Source organism: Nitratireductor pacificus pht-3B (assembly GCF_000300335.1).
Lineage (GTDB): Bacteria > Pseudomonadota > Alphaproteobacteria > Rhizobiales > Rhizobiaceae > Nitratireductor > Nitratireductor pacificus.
The window spans coordinates 87,682-99,948 of sequence record NZ_AMRM01000012.1 but is presented as its reverse complement, the minus strand read 5'-3'; the positions used below and the strand labels follow the sequence as shown (position 1 = coordinate 99,948).

The 12,267-nt window shown below is 63.4% G+C and carries 10 protein-coding genes; 5 read left to right on the top strand and 5 right to left on the bottom strand.

From position 1 onward, the window contains the following. Position 1: 1 nt before the first annotated feature. Positions 2-2,305, bottom strand: coding sequence for a Calx-beta domain-containing protein (locus tag NA2_RS12180; protein WP_008597206.1), 2,304 nt, complete (start codon positions 2,303-2,305; stop codon positions 2-4). A gap of 711 nt (positions 2,306-3,016) precedes the next feature. After that, positions 3,017-3,754, bottom strand: a complete 738-nt coding sequence (locus tag NA2_RS12175) for a GntR family transcriptional regulator (protein ID WP_008597205.1) — start codon at positions 3,752-3,754, stop codon at positions 3,017-3,019. 148 nt (positions 3,755-3,902) lie between these two features. Here NA2_RS12175 and NA2_RS12170 point away from each other — a divergent pair, with 148 nt between their 5' ends. From NA2_RS12170 to NA2_RS12155, 4 genes are all read left to right on the top strand, one after another. After that, a complete protein-coding gene (locus NA2_RS12170; RefSeq protein ID WP_040677630.1) occupies positions 3,903-5,474 on the top strand; it encodes an ABC transporter substrate-binding protein in 1,572 nt (523 codons plus the stop codon). Positions 5,475-5,583: 109 nt separating this feature from the next. Beyond that, the gene (locus NA2_RS12165; protein ID WP_040677628.1) at positions 5,584-6,531 is read left to right on the top strand and encodes an ABC transporter permease; all 948 of its coding nucleotides are present in this window, start codon (positions 5,584-5,586) and stop codon (positions 6,529-6,531) included. Positions 6,532-6,595: 64 nt separating this feature from the next. Then, on the top strand, positions 6,596-7,435 hold the full coding sequence (locus NA2_RS12160; protein WP_192814181.1) for an ABC transporter permease: 840 nt from the start codon (positions 6,596-6,598) through the stop codon (positions 7,433-7,435). 22 nt (positions 7,436-7,457) lie between these two features. After that, entirely contained in the window at positions 7,458-8,192 is a 735-nt protein-coding gene (locus NA2_RS12155; RefSeq protein WP_008597200.1) for an SDR family oxidoreductase, read from the top strand. 51 nt (positions 8,193-8,243) lie between these two features. On the opposite strand, the gene NA2_RS12150 is transcribed toward NA2_RS12155, so the two are convergent. The 3 genes from NA2_RS12150 to NA2_RS12140 are packed head-to-tail and all read right to left on the bottom strand — an operon-like array spanning position 8,244 to position 10,944. Beyond that, complete coding sequence (locus NA2_RS12150; RefSeq protein WP_008597198.1) at positions 8,244-9,089, bottom strand: fumarylacetoacetate hydrolase family protein; 846 nt, start codon at positions 9,087-9,089, stop codon at positions 8,244-8,246. A 15-nt stretch (positions 9,090-9,104) separates the two neighbouring features. Continuing rightward, on the bottom strand, positions 9,105-9,851 hold the full coding sequence (locus NA2_RS12145; RefSeq protein ID WP_008597197.1) for an SDR family NAD(P)-dependent oxidoreductase: 747 nt from the start codon (positions 9,849-9,851) through the stop codon (positions 9,105-9,107). A gap of 49 nt (positions 9,852-9,900) precedes the next feature. Beyond that, positions 9,901-10,944: a mandelate racemase/muconate lactonizing enzyme family protein gene (locus tag NA2_RS12140; RefSeq protein WP_244423637.1), complete on the bottom strand. Its 1,044-nt coding sequence runs from the start codon at positions 10,942-10,944 to the stop codon at positions 9,901-9,903. Positions 10,945-11,208: 264 nt separating this feature from the next. Here NA2_RS12140 and NA2_RS12135 point away from each other — a divergent pair, with 264 nt between their 5' ends. After that, positions 11,209-12,249: a succinylglutamate desuccinylase/aspartoacylase family protein gene (locus NA2_RS12135; RefSeq protein WP_008597195.1), complete on the top strand. Its 1,041-nt coding sequence runs from the start codon at positions 11,209-11,211 to the stop codon at positions 12,247-12,249. Positions 12,250-12,267 lie beyond the last annotated feature (18 nt).

The window sequence follows — 12,267 nt, the reverse complement described above, 5'->3', positions numbered from 1 at the left end:
GTCAAGGTCGCACCGGTATAGTCGCTGGCATCAGCGCTGCCCGTGTAACCGAGATTGACGATCGTGGATGACGACAGGTTCTGGCTGCGCGTGACCGTGTAAACCCCCCGCCGGTACCGGCGGGGCTGCTGAGCGTCACTGTAAATGGTATTGATAGAGTTCCGGTGTCACCCTCGGGTAAGGTGACGTTGTTGATCGACAGGGAAGGAGGAACGGGCGGATTGTAGGTGAAGCCACCTGTTTCCGTATCCGTGCCGCCGGGTGTCGTCACCGCCACATCCACCGCGCCGGCCGTCCCGGCCGGCGTCACTGCCGAAATAGTCGTGCCGCTGTTGACCGTGAAACTCGCAGCCGCCGCGCCGCCAAAGGTCACGGCCGTTGCGCCGGTGAAGTTCGTTCCGGTGATCGTCACTGACGTGCCGCCTGCCTCCGGACCATTGTTCGGCGAAATGGAAGTGACCGACGGGCCCGCAAGGTCGTCGTTGACGATGGTGCCCACGCCCTGGCCATCGCCCGTGATAGCGTTTGTCACGTTGGTGATGTTGACGAAAAACGTCTCATTGGGTTCGTTGGACGTATCGCCGTATACATCAACAGAGAAGACATAAGTGCTCTCCCCCGGCGCGATGGTGGCGCCCACGATGCTTTTCGCCTGATAGTCCTCGCCTGCTGTCGCTGTGCCGTCGGCGGTTGCGATGTCGAACGTTACACCACCGGGTCCGGCGGGACTGCTGAGCGATATTGTGAACGGTATCGCTTGAGTTCCGGAGTCATCCTCGGAAAAGGTGACATTGTTGATCGTCAGAACCCCAAGGTCGTCGTTCAGGATCGTGCCTGTGGCAGAGGACGGCGCACCGATGGTATAGCCTGAGCCGCTCTGTATGCTAACGGTTACAGTCTCGTCCGCCTCCACGGTGACATCGGCGGACGGGTTTATCACCACGATGCCGCTCGTCGAGCCGGACGGAATGGTCACGGTCAAGGTCGCACCGGTATAGTCGCTGGCATCAGCGCTGCCCGTGTAACCGAGATTGACGATCGTGGATGACGACAGGTTCTGGCTGCGCGTGACCGTGTAAACCAGATCGGCTGCGCCGTCCTCACTCACCGAGGCCGGGCTGGCGCTGATGGACACGGACGGTGCCGGTGCCACCGTCACAGTGAAGCTCTCAAGCTCGAAATAGGCACCCGGTCCGGTGCTGGAATCCGTGACCCGCAGCATCAGAGGGTAAGATCCGGGCGCGCTGGAGGTGGTGCCGCTGAAAAGGCCGGTGTTGGACAGGGACAATCCCGCGGGCACAAGACCGCTCTCCACGGAGAAGGTGTGCGGGCCGACGCCGCCGCTGGCGAAGATGGTCTGCGAGAACGATACGCCCTGGATGGCTGTCGCCGATGTCGGGGAAATGGAGATCGTCGGATTCAGCACCGTGCCGGTGTAGCCCTTGTCGACAAACTGGCCGATGTTGTCGATCGCCCTTACGGTAAATGCGTAACCTCCGCGCTGCGTTGGCGTTCCGCTCAGCAGTCCCCCGGAGGTTAGGGAGATTCCGAGAGGTAACGATCCCGACTGCAGGCTGTAGGTGTAAGGCGCCGTACCGCCACTTGCCGACAGCGCCTGGCTGAAGGCCGTTCCCGCGGTCATGGCCGGCAGCGTCCCCGGCGAGACCGTGATGGGCGAGGCCGGCGGATCGATGGTTATGTTGACCGTCACGACCCCGAGGTCGTTGTCCTCCAGAAAGAACTGGTCGCTCGTCGCCGAATCGCCGCTGTGCGCATAGGTCACGAACTGCGTGCCGCCGCTGTTGGTGCCGATGGTCACCGTGCCGTGCTGGGCATCTGGCAAGATCGGCCCGCTCATACCCCCATCTGGCGGTCCATCGCATGTGCTGACATCGATGGCCACCGATCCGCCATTTGCGACAGTGGCGTTCAGGGTCGGGCAGTAGACAGACGGTGCGGCGAAAGCCGTCGCTGGCGAGACCAGCAGGCCAATCAGAAGCGTAAGACCCAAGAGGATGAACCGGCTCTCGGCGAACAACTGCGTAGACCAAGTTGGCCTCTTGGTCCCGAACGCCGCTTGCTGAATCACGGCCGAAAGAACGAGCAGGGCTGTACCCAAGAACAGGCCTAATCCACACATCAATAGCGTAAAATCGGCCATCGTGAGCTTCCTCTCCCGCCGTGCGAATGCATCCATTTGGATCCCATCGCTCGACATCATCCATTGCCGGTTGACTGCCATCCGGTGACTAAAAGACTCTTTCAATCGCTTCCAAATCTGCCGGTTCGGAAGAAGATCATCCATTCAACCCTTCTTCTATTACAGAGTGTCATGCACCAGATTCCACCAATCAATTCTGACTAATTCTGACGAAATCTAGCGGTCAGTGCTTTCTGTAAGAAGTGCATCGTGTGTGAAACTGATCACCCCCATCTGAGTGGTCCAGTAGGTAAGTCATGAGCAACGAGCTCCGAACCGTTGTCGGATCGTATGAACGCGGGCACATCGCGCAGGATGAACAGATTGCTCAAGACTTCGAGGATGTTCAGCGTTTAGAAGATCTTGCCGCCATCGGTGCGGCAATAGATGCTGCGACGCTTGCACTGGGTCATGCCATCGACACGGTTCCCCGGGACGGGAGACCGATTTCAGGATGCGATTGGTGGACGCCTGGAAAGCTCGACAACAGAATGAACGGACGATCGAACGCTCCGATAAATGCCCGGCCTGCTCACCGCATTCGAATTAATCATCCGTCCGCCACCCGCTACTTGTGGGTGATGCTGAAGGGGTCGCGACTGGCCGAGACTTGGGCAGCCACGGCCTTGTCACGCGCTCGGCGGAACGTTTGCTTACGGCAAAGGCAAGTCTCGCTGAATGCCCGCCATCGTTGCTGCTGAATTATTGCATCTGCCGGGACCGGAACGGGTTCCGTATTCTGCGAACGGGGCTTGCAGCCATTGGCGCCGGGCGCCAGCAACCAAGATCGGCGCGGCTTTCCGTTGTTCCGGGCGATCAGGATTTGAGCGCCTTGTCGCGCTCGCTCCGCCGCGCCGTCACCAGGCCCTCGTAGTCGAGCGCGCGCGAGTAGTCGAGGATGTGCACCTTCATCAGCTCGATGAACTGATCTCCATCCCCCGCCTTCAGCTTGGCGAGAAGCTCGTCATGCTCCTCGACGATCAGATGAAGGTCTTTCTGCAGGGTCGACAGGCCGAAGATGATCGTCAGCTGGCGCGACAGCGGCTCCCACATGCGCAGCAGAACGTCATTGCCGGACAGGCGGCACAGCGTGCGGTGGAATTCGGTGTCGAGACGGGCGACACCGAAGGAATCCTTCTGCTTCATCGCCGCATGCAGTTGCCGCACCACATCCTCCAGCGGCTCGACAATTGAGGGGTCGTTCTGCATCTGCTCGAGAACTTCCTGGGCCGCCAGCGTTTCGAGCGCCGTGCGCACCTTCAGGATCTTCTCCAGCCGGTCGATGCTGACATCCATCAGCCGCATGCCGCGATAGCGCGTGCTCACCACGATGCCCTGGCTCTCCAGCAGGCGCAGCGCCTCGCGCACCGGCACCCGGCTGACGTTCAGCGAGCGTGCCACTTCCGCCTCTACGACCCGGTCGCCGGGCAGGAACACACCGGTGGCGGTGGCCTCGACAATCGCATCGACAACCTGGTCGACCAGGGTTTTCGCCTCGAGCGGCAGAAGCTTCGGCAAACTGCCCTTGTTGGAGCTGGCGCGGTCTATGGACATTTTCCTGTTCTCACGGTTCTTGATCGCCTCGGTAAAATCGTATACGATTATACGATAAGTGCAAAGTCCAGCATGTCCGTTTGTGCTCGGAAACGCCTGTAGTCTGCACTTGAGTGCCTAAAAGATCACATACAGAGGGAGACGAAAAATGGCAAAGACCGGTAGGCTGGGAAGAGCCAGGCACATGTGCCTGGCAGCGGCCGCTGCAGCGTTCCTTGGATTGTCGTCGGCAACAGCCCTGGCGCAGACGGCGGGTGGAGACCTGGTCGTCGTACAGAGCTCGAACCCGCCCAGTCTCGATGCGATGGTGACCTCTTCACAGGCATCGCGCAACATCACGATGAACATCTACGAGCCATTGTTCGGCTTCAGCGAGAAAATCCAGCCGATCCCGATCCTCGCGGAATCCGTCGAGATCTCTGCCGATGGCAAGTCGTACCGCATCCCGCTGCGCCAGGGCGTCAAGTTTCACAACGGCAAGGAAATGACGGCGGAGGACGTGAAAGCGTCGCTCGACCGCTACGTGAAGCACGGCGCCACGCAGAGCATGCTGAAGCCGGTCGAGAAGATCGAGATCACCGGTCCCAACGAAGTCACCCTGACACTGAAGGAGGCGACCCCGACCTTCCTCGAGGCCTTTGCCTCGCCGCGTGCGCCGGCCGTCATCATTCCGGCCGAGGAAGCATCCAAGGGTCCCAACGAGATCGAATTCATCGGCACCGGTCCGTACAAGTTTGTCGAGTACGTTCCCGACAGCCATGTGAAGCTGGCGCGGTTCGAGGACTACAGCGCCAACGAAGCCTTTGAGGGCATCGACGGATTCGGCGGCAAGAAGACGGCCTATCTCGACACGGTCACCTTCCGGGTCATTCCGGAGCCGGGCGCTGCCGTTGCCGCGCTGGAAACCGGCGAGGTTCAGTTGCTCGAGCAGCTTCCCGTGCCGACGGCGCGCCGCCTGGCCTCGAACGAGAACATCGAGATCTACGAGAACATGCCGTGGGCGTTCCTGACCTTCATCTTCAACATGAAGGAAGCGCCGGGAGACAATCCGAAGTTCCGCGAAGCGGTGCAGGTAGCCCTGAACAACGAGGAGGTCATGGCGATCGCCACGGAGGGCCTGTTCCAGCTCTATCACGGCTGGATGTACGAAGGTTCCACCTATGACGCGGGCGATGTCGGCAAGGAGTACTACAATCTCGCCGATGCCGACCGGGCCAAGGCGCTGCTGAAAGAGGCCGGTTACAACAACGAGCCGTTCTCCATCCTGACCGACTCGACCATTCCCGAGCATGGCAAGGCCGCCGTGGTGATCGGAGAGCAGCTGAAGGCGGTCGGCATCAACGCGGTCATCAACCAGGTCGACTGGCCGACGGCACTCAACATCCGCCTGCAGGATCAGGGCTGGAACGGCTGGACCCTGATGATGGGTATCGAGCCCTATCTCGGACCGGCTGCCCTGATCTCGACCCTGACCGGGGAGGCGCCGCACTTCCGCGCCAACGACGAGCAGCTCGATGCGCTCTACAAGGAGCTGATCGCGACGGACAGCGTCGAGGGACGCAAGGCGGTGTTCGCCGAGATCCAGAAGCGGCTCTACGCGTTCTTCGGCGTCATCAAGGTCGGCGAGACCGGCCTGATGCAGGCTGCCCGCGCCGATGTGAAGGGTTTCAAGCCGTTCCGCTTCCCGCGCGTCTATGACGTGTGGATCGAAAAAGAGTAGGCTCTTCACAGCATCCGGGGAGGGACATCGCACCATCCCCGGATCGCCACCCGCAGGCTGAAATCCGGCCCGCCGCACGTGCGGGGGCTGCCCTACCGGAGCATGAATATTGATTGGGTTTCTGGCTCGACGTCTCTTGAGCGCTCTGCCGGTGCTGTTTGTCGTCTCGCTTGTCAGCTTCGTCATCATCGCCATCGTGCCGGGCGATGTCACGGCGGAGATCGCCGGCAGCGACTCCACGGAAGCGCAGCGCGCCGAAATCCGTGAGAGGCTTGGCCTGGACCGGCCCATGGTCGAGCAGGCGGTGCGCTGGTACGGGCGGCTGCTGCAGGGAGATCTCGGCCAATCCTACCTGCTCAACAAATCCGTCACCGAAGCGGTTCTCGAAAGGCTGCCGATCACGCTGTCGCTGGCGGCGATCGCGCTCGTGCTCGCGGTGATGCTCGGCGTTCTGCTGGGCATCCTGGCGGCGATCAAGCATGACAGCTGGCTCGACCAGGGATCGATGTCGATCGCCCTGTTCGGACTGTCGATCCCCGACTTCTGGTTCGCACTGATCCTGATCTCCGTCTTTGCCGTCGGACTCGGCTGGCTGCCGACGGGCGGCTATGTGCCGGCCAGCGAGAGCCTGATCGGCTGGGCGCGCTCGATGACGCTGCCGGCGCTGGCGCTGGCCATCACCCAGATGGGTGTCGTGGCTCGAATGACCCGCTCGTCGATGCTCGAAGTGATGAGCCAGGACTATATCCGCACCGCGCGCGCCAAGGGCATGCGCCGCCATACGGTCATCTTCAAGCATGCGCTGCGCAATGCGCTGGTGCCCATCGTCACGGTGGTGGGGGTGATGACCGGTGTGCTTCTCGGCGGGGCGGTGGTCATCGAATCCGTCTTTTCGCTGCCGGGCGTCGGGCGCCTGATCATCGGCGCGATCCAGCGCCGCGACTACCCGATCATCCAGGGTGGCCTGCTGATCACCGCCGCCACATTCGTCTTCGTCAATATCCTGGTCGACCTCGCCTATGGTTGGCTTGATCCGAGAGTGCGTGATGGCCGTTGAAGCAAATGCCGACAACGCCGCAATCCTGCGGCAGGAGATTGCCCGGGCGCGCCGGCGCGGCTGGATGCTGTTCGGACGCCGTCTCGCCAGACACCGCTCCTTCCAGGTCGGCTTCGCCCTTTTCTTCGTGATCGTGCTGCTGGCCGTCTTCGCCGACCTGATCGCGCCCTACGATCCCAACAAGAACGATTATCGCAGCCTCCTGGCGCCGCCCTCCATGGCGCACTGGTTCGGAACCGACGGTTTCGGCCGTGACATCATGAGCCGCGTCATCCACGGGACCCGGGTATCGCTCGGCATCGGCATTTCCGTCGTGGTGATGACCGGCATTCTCGGCGTCTTCCTCGGGATGCTGGCAGGCTATGTGCGCTGGCTCGACAATGTGCTGATGCGCATCATGGACGGGCTGATGGCGTTTCCCGGCGTGCTCCTCGCGATCGCGCTGGCCGCGGCACTCGGACCGTCGACGATGAACGCGGTGATCGCGCTCACCATCACCTTCACGCCGCGCACGGCCCGCGTGGTGCGCTCCAGCGTGCTCGTGATCCGTGAGCTTCCCTACGTGGAGGCTGCGATGGCGGTGGGCGCCGGCCATGCGCGCATCATCTTCCGCTATATCCTGGCCAACGCGCTGTCGCCGCTGATCGTGCAGCTCACCTTCGTGTTCGCCGTATCGATCCTGGCCGAGGCGATCCTGAGCTTCCTCGGGGTCGGCCCGCCGCCGCCGGCACCCTCGCTCGGCAACATCATCGCAGAGGGGCGCAACTATCTGCAGGACGCGAGCTGGATTGCCTTCTTCCCCGGCATCGCCATCGCCGCCGCCGTGCTCGGCCTCAACTTGATGGGCGACGGCCTGCGGGATGTGACGGACCCACGCCTTGCCGCCGAGCGCGGTGCAGGTTGAACAGACTCTGGAGAACATGACCATGGACCAGCCACTCAAGGGCAAGCGTGTGTTCGTCACCGCCGCCGGACAGGGGATCGGACGCGCCAGCGCGCTGGCCTTTGCCCGGGCCGGCGCCTCGGTGACGGCAACCGACATCGACGAAACCTTGCTCGGCGGTCTGGCTGCGGAAGGCGGCATCGCCACGCGCCGTCTCGATGTGCTGGACGATGCGTCCGTCGCAGGCGCGGCGCGCGAGGCCGGTCGCATCGACGTGCTGTTCAACTGCGCGGGGATGGTACATTCGGGCTCGATCCTCGACATGGCGGATGGCGATCTCGACCGTGCCTTCGACCTGAACGTGAAGGGAATGGTGCGCACGATCCGCGCCTTCCTGCCCGCCATGCTCGAGCATGGGGATGGCTGCATCATCAACATGGCGTCCGTGGTGTCGAGCCTGAAGGGAGCGGCCAACCGTTTCGTCTACGGCACCACCAAGGCGGCGGTCATCGGCCTCACCAAGGCGGTTGCAGCCGATTATGTGACACGCGGCATTCGATGCAATGCGATCTGCCCGGGCACGGTGGAAAGCCCCTCACTGCAGGAGCGCATGCGCGCCCAGGGCAACTATGAGGCGGCGCGGCAGGCCTTCATCGCCCGCCAGCCGATGGGGCGTCTTGGAACGCCGGAAGAGATCGCAGCCCTTGCGGTGCATCTGGCCGGTGCCACCTACACCACCGGACAGGCCTATGCCATCGATGGCGGGTGGTCGATCTAGGGTCAAGGTCGCCGCCCGGTCGGGCGGCGATCCCCTTTCCCGTTCGCCGTTTCAAAGGTCGGCGGCGACTGCCTGTGTCTGTTCGCCAAGCCCCTCGATGCCGAGGCGCATGGTCTGACCCGGTTTCAGATAGCGCGGCGGCTTTTGGCCCATGCCGACGCCGGGCGGCGTGCCGGTGGAGATGATGTCGCCGCTCTGCAGGCTCATGAAACGGCTGACATAGCTGACCAGCTCGGCGACGCCGAAGACCATCGTCCGCGTCGAGCCGTCCTGCAGGCGCTCGCCGTCGACCTCAAGCCACATGCTAAGATCCTGCGGATCGGCGATCTCGTCCGTCGTTACGAGCCACGGGCCGATCGGGCCAAAGGTGTCGGAGCCCTTGCCCTTGTCCCAGGTGCCGCCCCGCTCGAGCTGGAATGCGCGCTCGGAAACGTCGTTGACGACGCAGTAGCCGGCAACGTGTGACAGCGCATCCTGTTCGGCAATGTATTTCCCCGGCTTGCCGATCACGACGCCGAGTTCGACCTCCCAGTCGGTCTTCTCCGATCCGCGCGGGATCAGAACCGTGTCGTCCGGGCCACAGATCGCGCTCGTCGCCTTCATGAAGATGACCGGCTCGGCGGGAACCGGCTGGCCGGCCTCGGCGGCGTGATCGGCGTAGTTCAGGCCGATGCAGATGAACTTGCCGACCTGGCCGACGCAGGGACCGTAGCGTCGCGCGCCATCGATGACGGGCAGGCTCTCCGGATCGACCGACCGCAGGGCGTCGATCCCCTCCGGCGTGAGCGCAGCGCCGGCGATGTCGGCGACCGTGCCTGAAAGATCGCGGAGCGTCCCGTCATTGTGAAGCAAGGCCGGGCGTTCCAGGCCCGGCTCGCCGAGGCGCAGCAGTTTCATGAGATCTCCCTTCGTTCAATAAGTTGCCCGGCCGCCGGAAAGGTCGAAGACCGCGCCGGTGGTGAAGCTGTTTTCCTCGCTGACCAACCAGGCGATCATCGCGGCGGCTTCGCCGACTTCGAGGAACCGTCCGCGTGGGATCTTGGCCAGCATATAGTCGATATGCTGCTGCGACATCTGGTCGAAGATCCGGGTGCGGGCGGCGGCGGGCGTCACGCAGTTGACCGCGATGTTCCGGTCCGCCAGCTCCTTGCCGAGCGATTTGGTGAGCGCCATGACGCCGGCCTTGGAGGCCGAATAGGCTGCCGCGTTGGGGTTGCCCTCCTTGCCCGCGATGGAGGCGACGTTGACGATGCGCCCATAGTTGCGGGCGATCATCCCCGGCACCACCGCCTTGCAGCAATGGAAGACGCCGTTGAGGTTGATGTCGACGATGCGGTGCCATTCGTCGACCGGATAGTCAGCCACCGTGGCGTTGGCTCCGGCAATGCCGGCATTGGCGACCAGAATGTCGATGCCGCCGAGTGTCTTCTCCGCATCCCGTGCCGCCGCTTCTATCGCTGCGAAATCCGTCTGGTCGACGGGCTGGAAATGCGCGGCATCGCCCAGCTCTGCGGCTGCGGCCTCGCCGAGCGCGGCATCGCGGTCCCAGATCAAGACCGTTGCGCCCGAGGCGATCAGGCGTTCGGTGACGGCGCGCCCGATTCCCTGCGCGCCTCCGGTCACGACAGCATTGCGGCCCTTGAGATCGATCTCGTTCATTGTCCTCTCCTGTCTGTGATTGATGGGCGCGGCGGACGCGGTCCGCTGCTCAGCCGGTGAAGAAGCGGGCAGCGCCGGGTGCGTAACGGGCAACGTGATCAGGATCGAGATCGATGCCGAGGCCGGGCCGGTCGGGGATGGCAAGGAAGCCGTCGCCGTCGAGCCGGAAGGGTTCGCTTGCCAGCCGGTCCACATAGGCGCTGCCGCCGATATACTCGACGAGGTCGCAATCGAAGATCGCCGAGGCGAGCTGGAGGTCTGCGGCCAGGCCAAGGGCGGTGTTCCAGCCATGGCCGATGTAGCGGATGCCGAATTCCTGCGCCATCCAGGCGATGCGCCGCTGCTCGCTGATTCCGCCGACCTTTGTGACGTCCGGCTGCACGATGTCGAGCGCGCCCTGCACCAGCCAGGGTGTGTAGGACTGCCGGCGCGTCAGCACTTCACCGCCGGCGATGGGGACTGGACTTGCCTTGCGCAGCGCGACGAAATCGTCGAGCGCGTCCGGCCGCAGCGCTTCCTCGAACCAGCCGACGCCGTAGTCCTTCAGCATATGCGCGGTGTTGAGCGCCCATTTCAGCCCGTTCGGCCAAAAGGCGTCGCTGGCGCCGGCATCGACGAACAGGCGCGCATCTTCGCCGGCAGCCTCGCGGGCCGCGCGGACGATCGCCTCGTCGAGCTTCGGGTCATCGCGGCGGCCGAACGGACCCCAGCCGATCTTGAAAGCGCGGAATCCCTGGTCGCGGTGCGGGGCGATCACGTCGCCCATGCGGGCCGGCTCGTCCATGAGGAGCGAGCAGTAGGGCTGCACCCGGTCGCGGTAGCGGCCGCCGAGAAGCCGTCCGACGGAAAGGCCTGTGGCCTTGCCCAATATGTCCCAGAGGGCGATGTCGATGCCGCTGATTGCATGGGTCAGCGTGCCGCCGCGCCCCATCCAGAAGGTGTTCTGGTGCAGCGTTTCGCTAAGGCGCTCCGGCTCCAGCGCGTTCGCGCCGATGAGATGCGGCATCAGCACGTCAATGGCGGCCTCGACAAGGCGGCCATTGGTGAAGACGCTGCCATACCCCGAAATGCCGGCATCGGTATGGACAGCCACCAAAGCATGTACGGAATCTTCCGCCGCGATCTCACTGCTCCACCCGCCTTGCGGACTCTCCCCCTGGAGTGACGCGACACGGACCGCGGTGATGCGCAGCGGAGACAGGGCCGCCTGATCCTGCCGGGGGGAAGGCCTGTCGGTGGGCGAATGCATGGTCTACTCCAGGAAGAATTTGCCGATCGAGCGCCGGGAGGCGTCTTGACAGTCATCAATATAGTATACAATCATACGAAACAAGCTTCTTCTGAGAGGAACCATGACATGAGCGACACAGCGGCCCGGAGCCGGATCGTCTGCACCATCGACTTCGACAAGAATGGCAGGCAGGCGGGCTATGCGCGTGCGCCATTGTCGCGCAACAATTCTGGCTGGGGCACGGTCGAAATTCCGATCGTCGTCGTGAAGAACGGGAGCGGCCCGACGGTGCTCCTGACCGGCGGCGTTCACGGCGACGAGTATGAGGGGCCGATCGCCATCTCCCGGCTCGCCAGGAGTCTGAAGGTGGAGGAGGTTCAGGGACGGGTCATCATGATGCCGGCCGTCAACATCCCAGCGATCATGTCCGATACGCGCCTGTCGCCGATCGATGGCTGGGACATCAATCGGTGCTTCCCGGGCAATCCGAAGGGAACGTTCAGCCAGATGCTGGCCCACTTCCTCGACAGCGTGATCCTGCCGATGGCAGATATCTCGGTCGACATGCATACGGCCGGCCATTCCTTCGATTCGGCGCTCTCGACCAACATGCACCACGTCGCCGACCCGAAAATCCGCGAGAAGACGCTTGCCGCCGCTGCCGCCTTCGGCGCGCCGTTCAATGTCGTCTTCGGCGGTGTCGACGAGGATTCCACCTTCACTTCCTGCGTCGAGCGACGCGGCATCGTTTCGCTGGGGACCGAGCTTGGCGGCTGGGGCCGGGTGAACATCGAGGGCGTTCGGATCGGCCGGCGCGGCATCGACAACATCCTGAAGCATATGGGCGTCATCGAGGGGGAGCCGGACACGGCGCAGCGCGATGGGGCGGCAGCGACCCGGCACATGATGGTGCGCGATCCCCTATCATATGTCTTCTCGCCGCGCGCCGGGCTGTTCGAGCCGACCCATTATGTCGGCGAGGAGGTGCGCGCCGGGCAGGTCGCGGGGTATCTGCATTTCATCGAGGATGTCGATTCCGAACCGCTTGTGCTGACCTATGCGAAGGATGGCATTGTCTGGTTCGGCGCAGGGCCGGGACGCGTGGCGCGTGGCGACGCCGTGGCCATCGTCATGGAAGACTATGCGGACGACTGGTCGGATCGCTGACCTGAAGCCGGAGCAAGG

What these genes read in the sequence shown, in the direction of transcription:
- NA2_RS12180 (WP_008597206.1), bottom strand. Translation starts at nt 2,305, where the DNA reads ATGGATGATCTTCTTCCGAACCGGCAGATTTGGAAGCGATTGAAAGAG.
- NA2_RS12175 (WP_008597205.1), bottom strand. Translation starts at nt 3,754, where the DNA reads ATGTCCATAGACCGCGCCAGCTCCAACAAGGGCAGTTTGCCGAAGCTT.
- NA2_RS12170 (WP_040677630.1), top strand. Translation starts at nt 3,903, where the DNA reads ATGGCAAAGACCGGTAGGCTGGGAAGAGCCAGGCACATGTGCCTGGCA.
- NA2_RS12160 (WP_192814181.1), top strand. Translation starts at nt 6,596, where the DNA reads ATGCTGTTCGGACGCCGTCTCGCCAGACACCGCTCCTTCCAGGTCGGC.
- NA2_RS12155 (WP_008597200.1), top strand. Translation starts at nt 7,458, where the DNA reads ATGGACCAGCCACTCAAGGGCAAGCGTGTGTTCGTCACCGCCGCCGGA.
- NA2_RS12150 (WP_008597198.1), bottom strand. Translation starts at nt 9,089, where the DNA reads ATGAAACTGCTGCGCCTCGGCGAGCCGGGCCTGGAACGCCCGGCCTTG.
- NA2_RS12145 (WP_008597197.1), bottom strand. Translation starts at nt 9,851, where the DNA reads ATGAACGAGATCGATCTCAAGGGCCGCAATGCTGTCGTGACCGGAGGC.
- NA2_RS12135 (WP_008597195.1), top strand. Translation starts at nt 11,209, where the DNA reads ATGAGCGACACAGCGGCCCGGAGCCGGATCGTCTGCACCATCGACTTC.